Annotated in this window: 16 protein-coding genes; 12 read left to right on the forward strand and 4 right to left on the reverse strand. The window is 60.6% G+C overall.

Annotation, left to right across the window (positions count from 1 at the left end; all coding sequences use genetic code 11):
• Positions 1-191: 191 nt before the first annotated feature.
• Positions 192-347, forward strand: a complete 156-nt coding sequence (locus tag LZK81_RS11900) for a hypothetical protein (RefSeq protein ID WP_233953418.1) — start codon at positions 192-194, stop codon at positions 345-347.
• 29 nt (positions 348-376) lie between these two features.
• Positions 377-520 carry a hypothetical protein gene (locus tag LZK81_RS11905; protein ID WP_167336316.1) on the forward strand — a complete coding sequence of 48 codons (144 nt, stop codon included), beginning with the start codon at positions 377-379 and terminating at the stop codon, positions 518-520.
• A gap of 138 nt (positions 521-658) precedes the next feature.
• Here the strand turns inward: LZK81_RS11905 and gyrA are convergent, their stop codons facing one another.
• Positions 659-3,475, reverse strand: a complete 2,817-nt coding sequence (gyrA, locus tag LZK81_RS11910) for a DNA gyrase subunit A (RefSeq protein WP_233953419.1) — start codon at positions 3,473-3,475, stop codon at positions 659-661.
• Positions 3,476-3,702: 227 nt separating this feature from the next.
• Between gyrA and LZK81_RS11915 the strand changes: the two genes are divergently transcribed.
• Together LZK81_RS11915 and LZK81_RS11920 are read left to right on the forward strand one after the other, a co-directional pair.
• Entirely contained in the window at positions 3,703-4,332 is a 630-nt protein-coding gene (locus tag LZK81_RS11915; protein WP_038586850.1) for a MarC family protein, read from the forward strand.
• A 104-nt stretch (positions 4,333-4,436) separates the two neighbouring features.
• The gene (locus tag LZK81_RS11920; RefSeq protein ID WP_233956533.1) at positions 4,437-5,585 is read left to right on the forward strand and encodes an HPP family protein; all 1,149 of its coding nucleotides are present in this window, start codon (positions 4,437-4,439) and stop codon (positions 5,583-5,585) included.
• Between the two features lie 49 nt (positions 5,586-5,634).
• Here LZK81_RS11920 and LZK81_RS11925 read toward each other — a convergent pair whose 3' ends face one another.
• A complete protein-coding gene (locus LZK81_RS11925) occupies positions 5,635-6,183 on the reverse strand; it encodes a single-stranded DNA-binding protein (RefSeq protein ID WP_007763736.1) in 549 nt (182 codons plus the stop codon).
• Between the two features lie 247 nt (positions 6,184-6,430).
• Between LZK81_RS11925 and uvrA the strand changes: the two genes are divergently transcribed.
• The gene (gene uvrA / locus LZK81_RS11930) at positions 6,431-9,352 is read left to right on the forward strand and encodes an excinuclease ABC subunit UvrA (protein WP_046627612.1); all 2,922 of its coding nucleotides are present in this window, start codon (positions 6,431-6,433) and stop codon (positions 9,350-9,352) included.
• A 24-nt stretch (positions 9,353-9,376) separates the two neighbouring features.
• The gene (locus LZK81_RS11935) at positions 9,377-10,189 is read left to right on the forward strand and encodes a DUF72 domain-containing protein (protein WP_233953420.1); all 813 of its coding nucleotides are present in this window, start codon (positions 9,377-9,379) and stop codon (positions 10,187-10,189) included.
• Here the strand turns inward: LZK81_RS11935 and LZK81_RS11940 are convergent.
• Entirely contained in the window at positions 10,186-11,667 is a 1,482-nt protein-coding gene (locus tag LZK81_RS11940; protein ID WP_233953421.1) for an NAD(P)H-hydrate dehydratase, read from the reverse strand. The genes LZK81_RS11935 and LZK81_RS11940 overlap by 4 nt on opposite strands.
• Positions 11,668-12,009: 342 nt before the next feature.
• On the opposite strand from LZK81_RS11940, the gene LZK81_RS11945 reads away from it, so the two are divergent.
• From LZK81_RS11945 to hspQ, 4 genes are all read left to right on the forward strand, one after another.
• Positions 12,010-12,348: a P-II family nitrogen regulator gene (locus tag LZK81_RS11945; RefSeq protein ID WP_038542987.1), complete on the forward strand. Its 339-nt coding sequence runs from the start codon at positions 12,010-12,012 to the stop codon at positions 12,346-12,348.
• 67 nt (positions 12,349-12,415) lie between these two features.
• Positions 12,416-13,825 carry a type I glutamate--ammonia ligase gene (gene glnA, locus LZK81_RS11950; RefSeq protein WP_037087011.1) on the forward strand — a complete coding sequence of 470 codons (1,410 nt, stop codon included), beginning with the start codon at positions 12,416-12,418 and terminating at the stop codon, positions 13,823-13,825.
• A gap of 112 nt (positions 13,826-13,937) precedes the next feature.
• Positions 13,938-14,861 (forward strand): DMT family transporter, encoded by a 924-nt coding sequence (locus LZK81_RS11955; RefSeq protein WP_233953422.1) that lies wholly within the window; start codon positions 13,938-13,940, stop codon positions 14,859-14,861.
• A gap of 94 nt (positions 14,862-14,955) precedes the next feature.
• A complete protein-coding gene (hspQ, locus tag LZK81_RS11960; RefSeq protein WP_007753924.1) occupies positions 14,956-15,285 on the forward strand; it encodes a heat shock protein HspQ in 330 nt (109 codons plus the stop codon).
• A gap of 116 nt (positions 15,286-15,401) precedes the next feature.
• On the opposite strand, the gene LZK81_RS11965 is transcribed toward hspQ, so the two are convergent.
• Entirely contained in the window at positions 15,402-16,049 is a 648-nt protein-coding gene (locus LZK81_RS11965; protein ID WP_046606981.1) for an invasion associated locus B family protein, read from the reverse strand.
• A gap of 276 nt (positions 16,050-16,325) precedes the next feature.
• Between LZK81_RS11965 and LZK81_RS11970 the strand changes: the two genes are divergently transcribed.
• Both LZK81_RS11970 and LZK81_RS11975 read left to right on the forward strand, forming a co-directional pair.
• The gene (locus LZK81_RS11970) at positions 16,326-18,140 is read left to right on the forward strand and encodes an extracellular solute-binding protein (protein WP_233953423.1); all 1,815 of its coding nucleotides are present in this window, start codon (positions 16,326-16,328) and stop codon (positions 18,138-18,140) included.
• Between the two features lie 37 nt (positions 18,141-18,177).
• Entirely contained in the window at positions 18,178-18,849 is a 672-nt protein-coding gene (locus LZK81_RS11975; protein ID WP_233953424.1) for a DsbA family oxidoreductase, read from the forward strand.
• The last annotated feature ends 3 nt before the right edge of the window (positions 18,850-18,852 follow it).

The following is an 18,852-nucleotide window of genomic DNA, read 5'->3' on the forward strand; positions in this document are numbered from 1 at the left end:
TTGTCGCCTTCGGACCGGAAGAAGCCTGAAAAAGACTTCGAATTCTGAACGCCAGATGAACAGAGCATTCAAGGACGCTTCAGAGCCACAAGGTTAAGTATCTCTCAAAATGCGGTGGAACCTGTTTGCGCGATGCGCGTTCAGGCTAACAAGAAGGACAAATGGCGATGATCGCGAGAAGGAAAACGGTCATGCTGGACAAGATCACTATGATCAACCTGGTCTGGACGGCCATGATTGCGGTGATGCTGACGGCAACAGTAACCCTTTATCAAGATAAATCCCAATTGGCAGATATGAATTATCCGCAAGTAACCGGTCGTTATAGCGATCTCTCTTACTACTGAGGCGGATACACGAACGAGAAAGGAATCCCATGTTCGTGACGTTGACAGTACTTGCAGGCTTGATCAGCATCATGTTCGTGGCTTCCGTAGCCTCAACGATTTCCGAGCTCCGGCGCGAACGTGCCGACATGAAGGATTTCAGGGATTTCTCGCGCCGCCACAGCGTGTTCTGACGGATTGCCCGATTTGACGATTTAACGGTAGCGAACCGCGTTCACGCAGACTTTCCCGTCGCAAGCGGTTCAAACAAAAGCCGGAGGATTTTCATCCTCCGGCTTTTTATTTTGTCAGGTTTTTGATTGAGGTGCGGCCTATTCCGCCGCACCCTCATCCGTCGGACCCGCTTCCGGGGCGGCAGCGCCGAGATCACCGGTCTCGCTGACGATTTCCTCCGGCAGGCCATTGCCGTTTTCCTCGTCGCCTTCCGGCTCGCTGATACGCTCGACCGAGACAACCTTCTCGTCCTTGGCCGTCGAGAAGATCGTGACGCCCTTCGTGGCGCGGCTGGCAATGCGGATGCCGTTGACCGGCACGCGGATCAGCACGCCGCCATCGGACACGAGCATGATCTGGTCGTTGTCCTCGATCGGGAAGGCGGCGACGAGTTCGCCGATCTCCGCGGTCTTGGACGTATCGGTAGCGCGGATGCCCTTGCCGCCGCGGCCCGAGGTGCGGAAGTCGTAGGAGGACGACCGCTTGCCGAAGCCCTTCTCGGAAACCGTCAGCACGAACTGCTCGCGGGCCTTCAGTTCCTCGTAACGCTCGTCGGAGAGCTGTCCCTCCTCGGTGACTTCCTCACCCACGAGAGCGATATCCTCCTCGTCGACACCTGCGGCACGCCGTTCGGCAGCCGAGCGCTTGAGGTAGGCCGCACGCTGCCAGGGCTCCGCGTCCACATGGCCGACAATGGTCATGGAGATGATGCGGTCGCTTTCGCCGAGCGTGATGCCGCGTACGCCGATCGAATTGCGGCCGGCAAAGACGCGCACGTCGTCGACGGGGAAGCGAATGCACTGGCCGAGCGCGGTGGTCAGCAGCACGTCGTCCTGATCGGTGCAGGTCTCGACGGAGAGGATTTCATCGCCCTCCTCCTCCAGCTTCATGGCGATCTTGCCGTTGCGGTTCACCTGCACGAAGTCCGACAGCTTGTTGCGGCGAACGGTGCCGCGGGTCGTCGAGAACATCACGTCCAGGTTCTCCCAGGTCGTTTCGTCCTCGGGCAGTGGCATGATCGTGGTGATGCGTTCGCCGGGCTCCAGCGGCAGCATGTTGATCAGCGCCTTGCCGCGCGACTGCGGCGTGCCGATCGGCAGGCGCCAGACCTTTTCCTTGTAGACGATGCCGCGCGAGGAGAAGAACAGAACCGGCGTGTGGGTATTGGCCACGAACAGGCGCGTGACGAAATCCGCGTCGCGCGTCGCCATGCCGGAACGGCCCTTGCCGCCGCGACGCTGGGCACGGTAGGTGCCGAGCGTGACGCGCTTGATATAACCGAGATGCGAAACCGTGACGACCATGTCCTCGCGGGCGATGAGATCCTCATCGTCCATTTCGAGGCCGCCCTCAAGGATCTGCGTGCGGCGCGGCGTGCCGAATTCGTCGCGGACGGCAATCAACTCGTCCTTGACGATGGTCTGGATACGAAGACGCGATGACAGGATATCGAGATAATCGCTGATTTCCGCGCCGATCTTGTTCAACTCGTCGCCGATTTCGTCACGACCGAGTGCGGTCAGGCGTGCGAGACGCAGTTCGAGGATGGCACGCGCCTGTTCCTCGGACAGATTGTAGGTGCCGTCCTCGTTGATACGGTGGCGCGGGTCGTCGATGAGGCGGATCAGCGCATCGACGTCCTGAGCCGGCCAACGACGGGTCATCAACTGCTCGCGCGCCGTCTGCGGATCGGGTGCGCGACGGATCAGGAGAATGATTTCGTCGATATTGGCGACCGCGATCGCAAGGCCCACCAGGACGTGGGCGCGTTCGCGAGCCTTGCGCAGCAGGTATTTCGTGCGTCGGCTAACCACTTCCTCACGGAAGGATACGAAGGCGCGCAGCATGTCGAGCAGCGCGAGCTGTTCCGGCTTGCCGCCATTCAGCGCCACCATGTTGCAGCCGAAGGAGGTCTGCAGCGGCGTGTAGCGATAGAGCTGGTTGAGGATCACGTCCGCATTGGCATCGCGCTTCAGCTCGACGACGACCCGGTAGCCCTGGCGGTCGGATTCGTCGCGCAGGTCGGAAATGCCCTCGATGCGCTTTTCACGCACCAGCTCGCCGATCTTCTCGACCATGGTCGCCTTGTTCACCTGAAAGGGAACTTCGGTGATGATGATCTGCTCGCGATCACCGCGCATCGGCTCGATTGCTGCGACGCCGCGCATGATCACCGAGCCGCGGCCGGTCTCGTAGGCGGAACGGATGCCGGACCGCCCCAGGATCAGGGCGCCTGTCGGAAAGTCCGGACCGGGAATGATTTCCATCATTTCCGGCAGTTCGATCGCCGGATTGTCGATCAGGGCGATGCAGCCGTTGATCACTTCCACCAGATTGTGCGGCGGGATATTGGTCGCCATGCCGACGGCGATGCCGCCTGCGCCGTTGACCAAAAGGTTCGGGAATTTCGCCGGCACAACGACAGGCTCGGACAGCGTGCCGTCGTAGTTGTCGCGGAAATCGACGGTTTCCTTGTCGAGATCGTCGAGCAGGGCGTGGGCCGCTTTCTCGAGGCGGCACTCGGTGTAACGTTCGGCCGCCGGCGGGTCGCCGTCGATCGAACCGAAATTGCCCTGACCATCGATCAGCGGCAGGCGGAGCGACCAATCCTGGGCCATGCGCGCCAGCGCGTCATAGATCGCCGAGTTGCCGTGCGGATGGAATTTACCCATCACGTCCCCGGTTACACGGGCGCATTTAACGTATTTCTTGTTCCAGTCGATGCCCAGTTCCGACATGCCGTACAGGATGCGCCGGTGGACCGGCTTCAGTCCGTCGCGGACGTCAGGAAGGGCGCGGCTGACGATGACGCTCATGGCGTAATCGAGGTAGGACCGCTGCATCTCTTCCATGATGGAAATGGGTTCGATGCCTGGAGGCAGCTTTCCGCCGCCGGGTGTGCTTTGCTCAGTCAAATCGGATCACGATCTCTGTTCGGAATCAGTTTCTTTTTTATAGCGGAAAGCGGTTCCGAGCGCCAATTTCCACAATGGTTTTGAACAGCTTTTGCGGCTTTAACACGGCTTTTGGACAAGGTCGAAACATGCCGCGACGCTGACGGGGTGGGCTTTCTTTCGCTGCCGGCCTGTCCTAACAATCTTCGCATGCGACTGCAAGGATTGCAGCCTGACAGGGAGAGGATATGGCGACCCCCGATATGCTGGTCAATGCCCTGACCACGATGCTCGTGACACTCGACCCGCCCGGGCTGGCGCCGGTCTTTCTGGGCCTGACCGTCGGCATGACCGCCCTCCAGCGCCGCCAGGTCGCGTTCCGAGGATCGCTGATCGCCTTCGGCATCCTCGCCGTCTTCGCGCTGTTCGGTTCGAGCGTGCTCGGGCTGCTCGGCATTTCGATCGGGGCCTTCCGCATCGCCGGCGGCCTGCTGCTCTTCTGGATCTCCTTCGAAATGGTGTTCGAGAAACGCCAGGAGCGAAAGGAGAAGACATCCCAGGCGGCGATCACCATCGACCACATCCACAATATCGCGGTGTTTCCGCTGGCGCTGCCGCTGATTGCCGGGCCAGGCGCGATCTCCGCCACCGTCCTGCTTTCCGGCACCCTGCCCGGCATTGTCGACCGTGCGCTCTTCATCGGTGTCATCGCGCTGATCATGCTGCTCGTCTACGCGACGCTTCTGGTCGCCGAGCGGCTCGACCGTTTCCTCGGCGTCACCGGAAGGGCGATCCTCACCCGCCTGCTCGGCGTCATCCTCGCGGCACTCTCCGTTCAGTTCGTCGTCGACGGGGTGCGCTCGGCCTTCAATCTTTAGGTCTCAGTCTTTAGGTAAGACCCAGCCTTAGGTAAGACACGGACGACAGAGCGGAATTTTCTGCTAAAACGCGATTCATCTCACCTCACTCGAAGGTCTCCATGATGCGCCGCCTGTTGCGCCGGCTCCTGCCGGAAGCCACCCCCGTCAGCCCCAGGGAAAGACTGCGCGCTGCACTGGGCGCGCTCGCGGGAATTCTGGTGACGGGCCTGCTGGGAAGCCTGGCTTTGAAGGTGGATGCAACGCTTCCGGCGCTGGTCGCCCCCATGGGGGCTTCGGCCGTGCTGTTGTTTGCGGTGCCTTCCAGCCCGCTTGCACAGCCGTGGTCGATCCTCGGCGGCAATACCGTCGCCGCCCTTGTCGGCGTGACCGCCGCTCTTTTGATAACCGACCCATTCCTGGCCTCGGCGGTGGCGATCGCCGTTGCCATCGCCGCGATGATGACGCTTCGGTGCCTGCATCCCCCAAGCGGGGCGATCGCGCTCACCGCCGTGCTCGGCGGGCCGACGATCCACGAACTCGGATACGGCTTCGTGATCTGGCCGATCGCCGGCAATTCGCTGGCCCTGCTGCTGATCGCGTTGGTCTTCAACAATCTGACGGGACGTCGGTACCCGCACGCGGCCAAGCCGGCGACGGCCGATCACGGCACGACCGATCCCGCCTCGATCCAGCGCATCGGCTTCACCTCTTCCGACCTCGACGATGTCCTGAAAGAATACGACGAGTTCCTGGATATCGACCGCGACGACCTAGAAACGATCCTGCGGCGGACGGAACTGCGCTCCTATCGCCGGCGTGCCGGCCATCTCGATTGCGCCAGCATCATGTCACGCGATGTGGTGGCGGTGGCTCCGGACAATTCGCTGAAGGAGGCGCACGACCTGATGCGCGCCCACCATTTCAAGGCCCTGCCGGTCACCAACGACAGGGCGGAAGTGGTCGGCATCGTCACCCAGACCGATTTCCTCGATAAGGCGAACTGGACGAGAGGGCGGCCAAAAATCGGATTTGCGCAGCGCCTGCGCCTGGTTCTGTCGGGCGCCAGCGCGCCGAACGACACGGTCAAGGACATCATGACAGCGCCGGTCAAGACGGTTGGCCCGGCCACGCCGATCGCAGACGCGATCGTCATCTTCGCCGAAGAGGGATTGCACTACCTGCCGGTAACCCGGGAGAACAACAAACTGGTCGGCATTCTCTCGCAATCGGACGTCCTGGTCGCGATGCTCGCCGACAAGGCGGCCGCCTGATCGATAATTCAGGCAGCTGCCGTTTCAGAAATCGATGGCGACCGACCGATCAGAACGGGATGTCGTCGTCGAGATCGCGCGAGAAATTGCCGCCAGCCGGCTGACCGCCGGAGGACTGACCGCCACGGCTCGCACCGCCCGCCGCAGGCCGGCGCTCGTAATCGTCACCGCCGCCGAAGTCGTTGCCGCCGAAATCATTGCCGACACGATTGCCGCCAGCACCACCACGGTCGCCGCCGCCCTCGCCGCGGCCATCCAGCATGGTCAGCGTCGAGTTGAAGCCCTGAAGCACGATTTCCGTTGAATAGCGGTCGTTGCCGGTCTGGTCCTGCCACTTGCGGGTCTGCAGCGCGCCTTCGATATAGAGCTTGGCGCCCTTCTTCACATATTGCTCAACGACCTTGCAGAGACCTTCGTTGAAGACGACGACCGTATGCCATTCGGTCTTCTCGCGGCGTTCGCCATTGTTGCGATCACGCCAGGTTTCGGACGTGGCAATGCGAAGATTGGCGATCGGCCGGCCGTCCTGCGTCCGGCGGATTTCAGGATCAGCCCCCACATTCCCCACCAGGATTACCTTGTTCACACTACCAGCCATATTCATCACCTCATCTGCCGCCCGGTAACGGCACCAAAAATCAATCGCGGCACTCTAGCCCATCGGGCCCAGCCATTGGGTTTTTGCGATCTTTAATCCACAGGCAAATTTGTTCTTTATTTGTTCTATTTTATTCTTATAGTGCTGTCAACCGACTCGGGAACGGCATTGCATGGCAGCAGTTTCGTCTCGACAGTCGTGGATCAATCACTACATAAGGGCCTTCGATCCTCCCGAGAGCATGAAGATGAGCGAACTGAAGAGCATTTCCATACGTGGTGCGCGCGAGCATAATTTGAAGGGCATCGACCTCGATTTGCCCCGCAATTCGCTGATCGTCATGACCGGCCTGTCCGGTTCGGGCAAGTCTTCGCTCGCCTTCGACACGATCTATGCGGAAGGCCAGCGGCGTTATGTCGAAAGTCTTTCGGCCTATGCGCGCCAGTTCCTGGAAATGATGCAGAAGCCGGATGTCGACCAGATCGACGGGCTTTCCCCGGCGATCTCGATCGAGCAGAAGACGACGTCGCGCAATCCGCGCTCGACGGTCGGCACGGTCACCGAAATCTACGACTATATGCGCCTGCTTTTTGCGCGCGTCGGCGTGCCTTATTCACCGGCGACGGGCCTGCCGATCGAGAGCCAGACGGTCAGCCAGATGGTCGACCGCATCCTCGCCTTCGAGGAAGGCACGCGTCTTTATATTCTGGCGCCGATGATCCGCGGGCGCAAAGGCGAGTACAAGAAGGAACTCGCCGACCTGATGAAAAAGGGGTTCCAGCGCGTCAAGGTCGACGGGCAATTTTACGAGATCGCCGACGTTCCGGCGCTCGACAAGAAATACAAGCACGATATCGATATCGTCGTGGACCGGCTCGTGGTCCGCTCCGATATTGCCGCGCGTCTGGCCGACAGTCTCGAAACCTCGCTGAAACTGGCAGACGGGCTGGCGGTCGCCGAGTTCGCCGACAAGCCGCTGCCGCCGGAAGAGACTTCGGCCGGCGGATCTGCGAACAAGTCTCTCAACGAGACGCACGAACGGGTGCTGTTCTCTGAAAAGTTCGCCTGCCCCGTTTCCGGATTCACCATTTCGGAAATCGAGCCGCGGCTGTTTTCGTTCAACAATCCCTTTGGCGCCTGCCCGACCTGCGACGGCCTTGGCTCGCAACAGAAGGTGGACGAGGCGCTGATCGTACCGGAGCCTGCCCGCACGCTGCGCGACGGCGCGATTGCGCCATGGGCGAAATCCACGTCTCCCTACTATAACCAGACGCTCGAAGCACTGGGCAAAGTTTTCGATTTCAAGCTGTCCAGCCGCTGGAACGAGCTTTCTGCGGAGGCCCAGAAAGCCATCCTCGAAGGCACCGAGGAAAAGATCGAATTCCACTATGCCGACGGCGCCCGCTCCTACAAGACGGTCAAGAATTTCGAAGGCATCGTGCCGAACCTCGAGCGCCGCTGGAAGGAAACAGATTCCGCCTGGGCGCGCGAGGAGATCGAACGGTACATGTCGGCAGCCCCCTGCCCGGCCTGCAACGGCTATCGCCTGAAGCCGGAGGCACTCGCTGTAAAGATCAACAAGCTGCATATCGGCCAGGTCACCGAGATGTCGATCCGCATCGCGCGCGACTGGTTCGAGGTGCTGCCGGAACAGCTGAACGCCAAGCAGAACGAAATCGCAGTCCGCATTCTGAAAGAGATCCGCGAACGCCTGCGGTTCCTGAACGATGTCGGCCTCGATTATCTCAGCCTGTCGCGAAATTCCGGCACGCTCTCCGGCGGCGAAAGCCAGCGCATCCGGCTTGCCTCGCAGATCGGCTCGGGCCTGACCGGCGTGCTTTACGTGCTCGACGAACCGTCGATCGGCCTGCACCAGCGCGACAATGCCCGCCTGCTCGATACGCTGAAACACCTGCGCGACATCGGCAATACGGTGATTGTCGTCGAGCATGACGAAGACGCGATCATGAGTGCCGACTACGTGGTCGATATCGGCCCGGCAGCCGGCATCCATGGCGGACAGGTGGTGGCCGAAGGCACGCCCAGCGAGGTGATGGCCAATCCTAAATCGCTGACCGGCAAATATCTGTCAGGCGAGCTCGGCGTGCCGGTACCGGCGGAGCGCCGCAAGCCGAAGAAGGGCAAGGAAATCAAGGTTTTTGGCGCCCGCGGCAACAACCTGAAAAATGTCACCGCCGCCATTCCGCTCGGCGTGTTCACCGCTGTGACAGGCGTGTCCGGCGGCGGCAAGTCGACCTTCCTGATCGAGACGCTTTACAAATCCGCCGCGCGCCGCGTCATGGGCGCCCGCGAAATCCCCGCCGAGCACGACAGGATCGACGGTTTCGAGCATATCGACAAGGTGATCGATATCGACCAGTCGCCGATCGGCCGCACGCCGCGTTCGAACCCGGCCACCTATACCGGCGCCTTCACGCCGATCCGCGACTGGTTTGCCGGCCTGCCAGAGGCGAAAGCCCGCGGCTACCAGCCGGGCCGTTTCTCGTTCAACGTCAAGGGCGGCCGCTGCGAAGCCTGCCAGGGCGACGGCGTCATCAAGATCGAGATGCACTTCCTGCCGGACGTCTACGTCACCTGCGACGTCTGCCACGGCAAGCGCTACAATCGCGAAACGCTCGACGTGACCTTCAAGAGCAAGTCGATCGCCGACGTGCTCGACATGACGGTCGAGGAAGGCGTCGAGTTCTTCTCGGCGGTTCCGGCGGTGCGCGACAAGCTGCAGTCGCTTTTCGATGTCGGCCTCGGCTACATCAAGGTCGGCCAGCAGGCCAATACGCTTTCGGGTGGCGAGGCGCAGCGCGTCAAGCTAGCCAAGGAACTGTCGAAACGCTCGACGGGACGCACGCTTTATATCCTCGACGAGCCGACGACCGGCCTGCATTTCCATGACGTCGCCAAGCTTCTGGAAATGCTGCAGGAACTGGTGAACCAGGGCAATTCCGTGGTGGTCATCGAACATAATCTCGAGGTCATCAAGACCGCCGACTGGATCATCGATATCGGCCCGGAAGGCGGCACCGGCGGTGGCGAAGTGATCGCGGCCGGCACGCCCGAGCAGATCGTCAAGGAAAAGCGGTCCTATACCGGCCATTTCCTGAAGGAACTGCTGGAGCGGCGGCCGGTCAAGAAGGTGGAAGCGGCGGAGTGAACCTCCGCACAAGGGAGGCAATTCATGACCAAAGCCGGCACTATTCGCACGGGCATCGGCGGCTGGACCTTCGAGCCGTGGGAAGGCACGTTCTACCCTGAAAAACTGGCCAAGAAAAAACAGCTCGAATATGCCGCAAGCAAGCTGAAGGTCATCGAGGTCAACGGCACCTATTACGGATCGCAAAAGCCCGAGACCTTCGCCAAATGGGCATCGGAAGTGCCGGACGGCTTCATCTTTTCGCTGAAGGCGAGCCGCTTCACCACCAACCGCAAGGTTTTGGCCGAGGCGGGAGAATCGATTGAGAAGTTCCTGACCCAGGGCCTGACCGAGCTTGGCGACCATCTCGGGCCGCTGCTCTGGCAGTTCGCGCCGACCAAGAAGTTTGAGGCCGACGATTTCGAGGCCTTCCTGAAATTGTTGCCGAACAAGCTCGATGGCTTGAAGCTGACCCATGTGGTCGAGGTCCGCAACGACAGTTTCAAGGTGCCTGAATTCATCGCGCTGCTTTCGAAATACAACATCGCGCCCGTCTGTGCCGACCATTTCGACTATCCGATGATCGCGGATGTCACGGCGGATTTCGTCTACGCGCGCCTGCAGAAAGGGTCGGACGACATCAAGACCTGTTATGCGGAAGAGGATATGAAGGCCTGGGCGAAAAGGCTGGAAACCTGGGCGGAAGGCGGCGTGCCGGACGATCTGCCGCTGGTTGACGAGAAGCGTGAAGTCAAGAAGAAGCCGCGCGACGTCTTCGCCTTCTTCATCCACGAGGGGAAGGTGAACGCGCCCTATGGCGCGATGGCGATGCGCGAACTCCTCGAAAGCCGACGCTAGGGATCCAGCCCGATGCCGGCATGGGCGGCGAGGTCCTCGGCCGTCATGCCCCTGCCCGCCCGCTTTCCGGCTTCTCCATGCAGGTAGACGCCCGCAGCGGCCGCCTCGAAGGCGGGCATGCCCTGGGCGAGCAATGCGCCGATCATGCCGGCCAGAACGTCGCCGGAACCGGCAGTCGCCAGCCACGGCGGTCCGTTGGTATTGATGTAAGCGCGACCGTCGGGGCCAGCGATCACCGTATCGGCGCCCTTGTAGACAATGGCAGCGTGAGCGCGGGCGGAAGCCGCCACCGCCTTTTCCACCTTGCTCAGGTTGTCATCCGCGGCGATGTCGGGAAACAGGCGGGCGAATTCGCCCTCGTGCGGCGTCAGCACCAGATGGGGCTCCCCGCCGGCAAAGGCATCGAACAAATCTGAGGGCTTTTCCTTGAAGGAGGTAATTCCGTCCGCGTCGAGCACCAGCGGCCGATCCTTCAATGCCAGCGCGAACTGCCTCGCCTTCTTGCCGATGCCGAATCCCGGCCCGAGCACGAAAGAGGCAAGCCTCGCCGTGCGAAGCCAGTTTTCCAGGTCCTTCACCGTGTCGACCGGATGCAGCATGATCGCGGTCAGCGAGGCCGCATTGGCCGGCATGGCATCACTTGGCGAACCGACCGTCACCAAGCCTGCCCCCGCCTTCAGGCCTGCGGCCGCCGAAAGCCGAGCCGCACCCGTCTTGCCAGCCTCGCCCGAGAACACGGCCAGGTGTCCGCGGCGATATTTGTGGGTGTCGCTTTCCGGCTCGGCCAGCAGACCACTCCACAATTCGGGTCCATTCTCTCTCATCTTGCCGGTAACCTCGCGGATGATGCGGGCCGGAATGCCGATATCGAAAACCTCGACGTCACCGCAGAGAGACCTGCCCGGCAGCAGCAGGTGACCCGGCTTGCGAGTCATGAAAGTGACCGTATGGGCGGCCAGGAAGGCGGCGCCGAGCGGGACGCCCCGCCTCCCGCAGAGACCGGACGGCAGGTCCACCGCAAGAACTGATACCCCCGCCTCGCCGACCTTGCGGATCACCTCCGCGACAATGTCCGGCACGTTGCGGGTCAGGCCGGCACCGAACAACGCGTCGACCACCACGTCGCCGGCCTGCGGCCGATAGGCTTCGAGCGGTTTCGACGGCAGGCCGCAGAGATCGCAGGCCCGCCTTGCATCGCCTTTCAGTGTTCTGGGATCGCCGAGATGATGGACGTCAACGGTGGCGCCGGCTTCGGCAAGCGCGCGGGCCGCCACATATCCATCCCCCCCATTGTTTCCGGGACCGCAGAGTGCGACAAACCGCAAGGCGCCGGGAAAATGCCGAAGTGCAGCGGCAGCAATCGCGCGGCCTGCCCTGTCCATCAGGTCAAAGCACGGAATGCCGGATCGGGCTGAGGCGGCATCCGCCGCCGCCATCTCGTCGGGCGTCAGAAGCAGTGAAACAAGCGAAGCATCCATAGCGCTATTGAACGGAAAGATGATCAGAAAACAAGCGCCACTTCCCTAGCCGCAACGGAATAAAAATTATGCAATTGCCTAAATAGGAGGCCTTACCTTGACTATATTTGATATCGCTTAAGTTTCGAAAAAACTTCAAAAAACTCCGATTCTTGTGTCGCAACGCACAAATTTCGAGAAAACGGCAGAAATTTTGCCACTGAAGCCGCTGTTTTGTCGGGAATTAGTGCAAAACCGCATTATTTTTTTGAAAGTGGCTTCCGAGTTTGGCACGATAACTGCATTGGCATGGGCGAGCGGGTAACGGCCTGCTTCAAGAGAGAAGCGGAGATATAGTTTCTCATGAAAAAGATCGAAGCGATCATCAAGCCTTTCAAGCTCGACGAAGTGAAGGAAGCCCTTCAGGAAGTCGGCTTACAGGGGATCACAGTGACCGAAGCCAAGGGCTTTGGCCGCCAGAAGGGCCATACGGAGCTCTATCGCGGCGCGGAATACGTTGTCGACTTTCTGCCCAAGGTGAAAGTCGAGGTCGTCCTGGCGGACGAGAATGCGGATGCGGTCATCGAGGCGATCCGCAACGCTGCACAGACTGGACGGATCGGAGACGGCAAGATATTCGTCTCCAACATCGAGGAAGTCATTCGCATCCGCACCGGTGAAACGGGCGTGGACGCCATCTAAACGCCCCCAATTACCGCCCCAAGGCCAAAGGCCGGGGTTCATCGTCATCGTACATCGAGGAGGTCATATGACGAGCGCAAGCGAAATCATGAAACAAATCAAGGAAAACGACGTCAAGTTCGTGGACCTGCGCTTTACCGACCCCAAGGGCAAGCTGCAGCATGTGACCATGGACGTCGTCTGCGTCGATGAGGACATGTTTGCCGATGGCGTCATGTTCGACGGTTCCTCGATCGGCGGCTGGAAGGCCATCAACGAGTCGGACATGGTGCTGATGCCGGACCCGGCGACGGTCCACATGGACCCGTTCTTCGCTCAGTCGACCATGGTCATCTTTTGCGACATTCTCGATCCGATTTCCGGCGAAGCCTACAACCGCGATCCGCGTGGCACCGCCAAGAAGGCCGAAGCCTATCTGAAGGCATCCGGTATTGGCGATACGGTATTTGTCGGCCCCGAGCCGGAATTCTTCGTCTTCGACGACGTCAAGTACAAGGCCGACCCTTACAATACCGGCTTCAAGCTCGATTCGTCTGAACTGCCGTCCAACGACGACACGGACTACGAGACTGGCAATCTCGGCCACCGTCCGCGCGTCAAGGGCGGCTATTTCCCGGTTCCGCCGGTCGACAGCCTCCAGGACATGCGCTCCGAAATGCTGACAGTGCTCGCCGAAATGGGCGTGGTCGTCGAAAAGCATCACCACGAAGTGGCTTCCGCCCAGCACGAGCTCGGCGTCAAGTTCGACACGCTGGTGCGCAACGCCGACAAGATCCAGATCTACAAATATGTCGTCCACCAGGTCGCCAACGCCTATGGCAAGACCGCGACCTTCATGCCGAAGCCGATATTCGGCGACAACGGTTCGGGCATGCACGTTCACCAGTCGATCTGGAAGGACGGCAAGCCGACCTTCGCCGGCGACGAATATGCCGGCCTTTCCGAGAGCTGCCTCTTCTATATCGGCGGCATCATCAAGCACGCCAAGGCGATCAACGCCTTCACCAACCCGACGACGAACTCCTACAAGCGTCTCGTCCCGGGTTATGAAGCGCCGGTTCTGCTCGCTTACTCGGCTCGCAACCGCTCGGCTTCGTGCCGCATCCCCTTCGGCACAGGACCGAAGTCGAAGCGCGTCGAAGTCCGCTTCCCGGATCCGCTGGCAAACCCCTATCTTGCCTTTGCCGCCATGCTGATGGCCGGCCTCGACGGCATCAAGAACAAGATCCATCCCGGCAAGGCCATGGACAAGGATCTCTACGACCTGCCGCCGAAGGAACTGAAGAAGATCCCGACCGTCTGCGGTTCCCTGCGCGAAGCCCTCGAAAACCTCGATCGCGACCGCAAGTTCCTGACCGCCGGCGGCGTCTTCGACGACGACCAGATCGACGCCTATATCGAACTCAAGATGGTGGAAGTCATGCGCTTCGAAATGACGCCGCATCCGGTCGAGTTCGACATGTACTATTCGGCCTGATCCGACTGGGCGCGATTTCCGCGCTTGCTTGCGTTGAAAACGGCGGGCCGCAAGCCCGCCGTTTTCCATTTCGCCGAGCCTTGTGGCTTGCGCCTCCATTGCCGGTGTGCCGATGACCTCCCCCAACTCTCCACAGCTGCGCCCGATCGACTGGGTGGTCTTCGCGCTTGTGCCCGTGTTCTTTTCCAGCAACCTGATCTTCGGACGCGGCGTGATCGGCGAGATCGGGCCGTTCATCACCGCCTTCATCCGCTGGGCCGGAGCAACGCTGATCATCGTGCCGCTGCTGTATCTCGACTGGGCGGCTGCCTGGAGCTTTGTACGCCGGCATACCTGGCTCTGGTTGTGGCTGGGTTTCTTGAGCATCGGCATCAGCGGCGGCTTCGTTTATTGGGCGCTGACGCTGACGACGGCATCGAATGCGACGCTGATCTACACGACCTCATCGCTGTTCATCATCCTTTTCGAATGGCGGTTTTCCGGCCGCCGGATCGGCGGCCGCGAGCTTTTGGGCATGGTGGTCGCATTCGCCGGCGTGGCGGCGATCGTGCTGCGGGGCGATGTCGGCGCCCTGGCGCACATGAATTTCAATGGCGGCGACCTCGGCATGCTCGTGGCGGCGATCGCCTTTGCGATCTATTCGCTCCTGCTGCGCCGCCCGGCGGCCCAGGCGATCCGGCCATTCACGCTGTTCGGGCTGATCGGCTTTTCCGGGTCGCTCCTCCTGCTGCCCCCGGCGCTCTGGGAATTCTTCCATGGCGGGCTGCTGCCGACGACGTTTTCAGCCTGGTCGAAGATTGCCGGCATCATCCTGTTTGCTTCGCTTGCAGCGTTCTTCTGCTTTCAGCATACGGTGCGGATATTTGGCCCGGCGACGGCGGGAGTGACGCTTTACATGATGCCGCCGGTCTCTATCGTCATGGCGGTGATATTCCTCGGCGAGACTTTTGAAAGATATCACGCGGTCGGCATCGTTCTGGTGCTCGGCGGCATAGTTCTGGCCACGACCCGGCCGCGGAGGCTTACTAAGCCTTAAGTCTATCCCGTGGAACGAAGCGGGCCGGTCTGCATTAATCTCTTGATGTCGGAGAATTTTGTTCCCACATTAGGATGCGAAAGGACATCGCACCATGAAACAACGCAACGCTAAATTTACCATCGGAGAAGTGGTCCGCCACAAGGTCTTTCCGTTCCGGGGCGTCGTGTTCGATGTGGATCCGGAATTCGCCAATACGGAAGAATGGTGGAATTCCATTCCCGCGGAAATCCGGCCGAACAAGGACCAGCCCTTCTATCATCTCCTCGCGGAGAATGACGAGACGGAGTATGTCGCCTATGTCTCGGAGCAGAACCTGGAACATGACGAAAACGATGCTCCACTGCGCAATCCGCAGGTCTACCAGATCTTCGATCGCGGCCCATCCGGTCAGTTGAAGCCCAAGATCATACTGGCCCACTAACCCGAATTCACAAAACTCGGAAAAGGCGTCGGCATTCTGCCGGCGCTTTTTTCATGTCCGGAATCAGAAAGCCCGGCGCATGGCCGGGCTTTAAGCTGTTTGGTTCAGACTGGAACTTACTGACCCTGCTTTGCAGAGTTCTGCGCGTCTTCCAGCTTCTTGCGGGTCTCTTCCGCCTTGCGCTGCATGCCTTCTTCGAGACTGCGCTGGCTTTGAGCGATCTGTTCCTGCGGCATGGCCGGACCGTCGAAGATGCCGGTGAAGCCGGTCAGCGGAACCTTGATCGGGTTCGGAGCGCGGCGGAAGTTGATCGACGTGAAGACCACCTCGCCGCCCTTCTTGAGGCTGGCGATCATGGCGTCGGTCAGCGGCACTTCGGCGGTGCACTTGTCCGGAAGGCAAACGATGTAATCGAGCTTCTGGCCCTTGCCGCCGTCGATCTGCATGACGATGCCGGGCGGCACGAGGCGAGCGGTCGGTACCGAAACCTGCATGATCTTGCGGTTGACCTTGCCTTCGACCGTGATCAGGCCGACTGCGGTGATGAGCTGACCGTTCTGGGCGGCAATGATGTTCTGCACGACGCAGAGATCGCTGTCGTCCTGCTTGGTGCAGGTCTTGAACCAGCCGAGCGGCGGCGCACCCGGAGCGGCCGCGGCCGGAGCATCCTGGGCAAGGGCTGCAACCGGCAGCGCCATCGCGCCGGCCGAAAGAGCGAGAGCGGACATCGCCGTCCGCAGAACTTGGGTTGCCTTAAGCATCATAACGAGATCCGTCTCCTGAAATCCGCTGGGTACGGCAGACGCCGTCAACTCCCTCGGGGTGTCCAACTGCCTGTGACCTGTCGGTCAAATGAGGCAATTGAATGACCCGCCCGTGTGGCCAACCTGTTACATCGGGCAGACATCGATATCCAGTCCCTCTTTCGTATTTTTTGACAAGGAGTTAACGTCGGCGATCACTCTTTTGCACATGGCAGTGGTTGGTCGGCCTCATCGCATGCGCTATTTTGCAGGCGAATCAGCGAGGATTTCACCGCCATGGGTCCAATGCGACGCTTTCTTCCCCTCATCGCCGCGCTTCTCATCGGCACCCCGGCCCTTGCCGAGCCGGTCCACGGGATAGCCATGCACGGCAGTCCGGCGCTTGGCCCCGACTACAAACATTTCCCATACGTGAACCCGGACGTGAAGAAGGGCGGGCGAATAACCTATGGCGTCGTCGGCACGTTCGACAGCCTCAATCCGTTCATCCTGAAAAGCATGCGCACCTCGGCGCGCGGCATCTGGGACCCGGCCTTCGGCAATCTTATCTTCGAATCGCTCATGACGCGTTCCAGCGACGAGGCGTTCACGCTTTATGGGCTGCTGGCCGAGAGTGTCGAATGGAATGACGACCGGACCTTCATCCAGTTCAATCTCAATCCGAAGGCGAAATGGTCGGATGGCCAACCGGTTACCCCGGATGATGTGATCTTTTCGTTTGAACTGTTGCGCGACAAGGCCCGCATTCCGTTCTCGTCCCGATTGGCGCCCGTCGCGAAAATGGAGAAGGTCGGCGAGCTTGGCGTCCGTTTGACCTTCAACGAAAAGGCCGACCGGGAATTTCCGCTGATTCTCGCCACCGGCACCCCGATCCTGCCGAAACACGCGACCGATCCGGCCACCTTCGATCAGTCGACGCTGAAGCCGCCGGTCGGCTCCGGTCCTTACCGGATCAAATCCATTTCGCCCGGAGAACGCATCGTCTATGAACGGGATCCGGGTTACTGGGGCAAGGATATTCCGGCAAAGGTGGGTTTCGACAATTACGATCAGATCAGCGTCGAATATTTCCTACAGGACAACACGTTGTTCGAGGCCTTCAAGAAGGGCGCAATCGACATCTATCCCGACGGCAGTCCGACGCATTGGGCGCGGGCCTATGATTTTCCGGCGGTCCAGAATGGCGACGTGATCAAGGATGCGTTCAAGCCGCAGCTGCCGACCGGCATGCTGGGTTTCGTGTTCAACACGAGACGTTCGATCTTCGCCGACGTGAACGTGCGCGCCGGCCTGTCGCTCGCCTTCGATTTCGAGTGGGCCAACAGGAACCTTTTCGAAGGCGCCTATACCCGCACGGAAAGTTTTTGGCAGAATTCGCCCCTCTCCTCGCTCGGCAAGCCGGCGGACGAGCGGGAGCTTAAGATCCTCGGCGCCATTAAGGACAGGATAGAGCCGGCAGTGCTCGACGGCAGTTATCATCTGCCGAAGACAGACGCTTCCGGTGCGGACCGCAAGGTGTTGCGCGATGCGGTCGATCTTCTCAGGAAGGGCGGTTATGCGATCAAGAACGGCAGGATGACGGACGCTTCGGGCAGGCTGTTGACCTTCGAGGTCATGACCCAGACCCAGGACCAGGAAAAACTCGCGATAGCCTATCAGCGGACGCTGAAGATGATCGGCGTCGACATGTCGATCCGCACCGTCGACGATGCGCAGTACCAGGCCCGCTCCGGCAATTTCGACTATGACATGATCGTCAAATCCTATCCCGCATCACTGTCGCCCGGCATCGAACAAGTCGGGCGCTGGGGATCGGATTCCCGCAATCGCGACGGCAGCTTCAATTTTGCCGGTACTGCGGATCCCGATCTGGACAAGCTGATTGGGACCATGCTGGCCGTTCGCAGCAAGGAGGATTTCGAGGCCGCGGTGCGGGCTTACGACCGGATGCTGATTTCCGGTCACTATCTCGTTCCGCTCTATCATATCCCCGATCAGTGGGTGGCGCGTCGCAAGTATATCGGTTATCCGGGAAAACTCCCGCTCTATGGCTACCAGCTCAACACCTGGTGGGATAAACGGGCGCAATAATCCGGTCTCTTCCGGTTACCGAAGAAAGGACGCCGCCATGGAGCGCGTAACCATCGACATCGTTTCGGATATCGTCTGCCCCTGGTGTTACCTCGGCAAGGCAAGGATGGAACTGGCGGTCGCGGAGGTTCAGGACGAAATCGGCGTCGACATCAACTGGCGCCCTTATCGGCTCAACCCGGACCATCCGCCCGAGGGCGTCGACCATCAGGCCGACCTTGCCGCCAAGCTCGGCGGCAGGCAAGCCGTCGAACGCGCCCACGACACGCTGACGAAGCTCGGCGAAGAAGTCGGCATCACGTATGATTTCGAGGCGATCAAGATCGGTCCCAATACGCTCGATGCCCATCGCCTGCTGCATTGGGCGATCGTGGAAGACCGCCAGATTCAGGACAAGGTCGCGACCGCCCTGTTCAAGGCGAATTTCGAGGAGGGCCGCAATGTCGGCGACCACGCCGTGCTGGCCGATATCGCCGAAAAATCGGGCCTCGACCGCAAGGTCATCGAGAACCTTCTGGCAAGCGACGCCGACAAGGACACCGTTCTCGGGGAGATCGAGGCGGCCCAGAAGATGGGCGTGACCGGCGTGCCATTCTTCATCATCGACGGGCAATACGCGGTCAGCGGAGCGCAGACGCCGGATGTGTTTGCCAATGCGCTGCGAGAAATCGCCAAGCTGAAGGCGGAAGCCCGCAAGGGCATGATCTGAGAA

Source organism: Neorhizobium galegae, from assembly GCF_021391675.1.
Taxonomy (GTDB): Bacteria; Pseudomonadota; Alphaproteobacteria; order Rhizobiales; family Rhizobiaceae; genus Neorhizobium; species Neorhizobium galegae_B.

Coding starts and splice junctions, on each gene's coding strand:
- LZK81_RS11920 (WP_233956533.1), top strand. CDS start 4,437: ATGCGCCGCCTGTTGCGCCGGCTCCTGCCGGAAGCCACCCCCGTCAGC.
- LZK81_RS11975 (WP_233953424.1), top strand. CDS start 18,178: ATGGAGCGCGTAACCATCGACATCGTTTCGGATATCGTCTGCCCCTGG.
- LZK81_RS11965 (WP_046606981.1), bottom strand. CDS start 16,049: ATGATGCTTAAGGCAACCCAAGTTCTGCGGACGGCGATGTCCGCTCTC.
- LZK81_RS11905 (WP_167336316.1), top strand. CDS start 377: ATGTTCGTGACGTTGACAGTACTTGCAGGCTTGATCAGCATCATGTTC.
- glnA (WP_037087011.1), top strand. CDS start 12,416: ATGACGAGCGCAAGCGAAATCATGAAACAAATCAAGGAAAACGACGTC.
- LZK81_RS11915 (WP_038586850.1), top strand. CDS start 3,703: ATGGCGACCCCCGATATGCTGGTCAATGCCCTGACCACGATGCTCGTG.
- LZK81_RS11945 (WP_038542987.1), top strand. CDS start 12,010: ATGAAAAAGATCGAAGCGATCATCAAGCCTTTCAAGCTCGACGAAGTG.
- LZK81_RS11925 (WP_007763736.1), bottom strand. CDS start 6,183: ATGGCTGGTAGTGTGAACAAGGTAATCCTGGTGGGGAATGTGGGGGCT.
- uvrA (WP_046627612.1), top strand. CDS start 6,431: ATGAGCGAACTGAAGAGCATTTCCATACGTGGTGCGCGCGAGCATAAT.
- LZK81_RS11940 (WP_233953421.1), bottom strand. CDS start 11,667: ATGGATGCTTCGCTTGTTTCACTGCTTCTGACGCCCGACGAGATGGCG.
- LZK81_RS11935 (WP_233953420.1), top strand. CDS start 9,377: ATGACCAAAGCCGGCACTATTCGCACGGGCATCGGCGGCTGGACCTTC.
- LZK81_RS11955 (WP_233953422.1), top strand. CDS start 13,938: ATGACCTCCCCCAACTCTCCACAGCTGCGCCCGATCGACTGGGTGGTC.
- hspQ (WP_007753924.1), top strand. CDS start 14,956: ATGAAACAACGCAACGCTAAATTTACCATCGGAGAAGTGGTCCGCCAC.
- LZK81_RS11970 (WP_233953423.1), top strand. CDS start 16,326: ATGGGTCCAATGCGACGCTTTCTTCCCCTCATCGCCGCGCTTCTCATC.
- LZK81_RS11900 (WP_233953418.1), top strand. CDS start 192: ATGCTGGACAAGATCACTATGATCAACCTGGTCTGGACGGCCATGATT.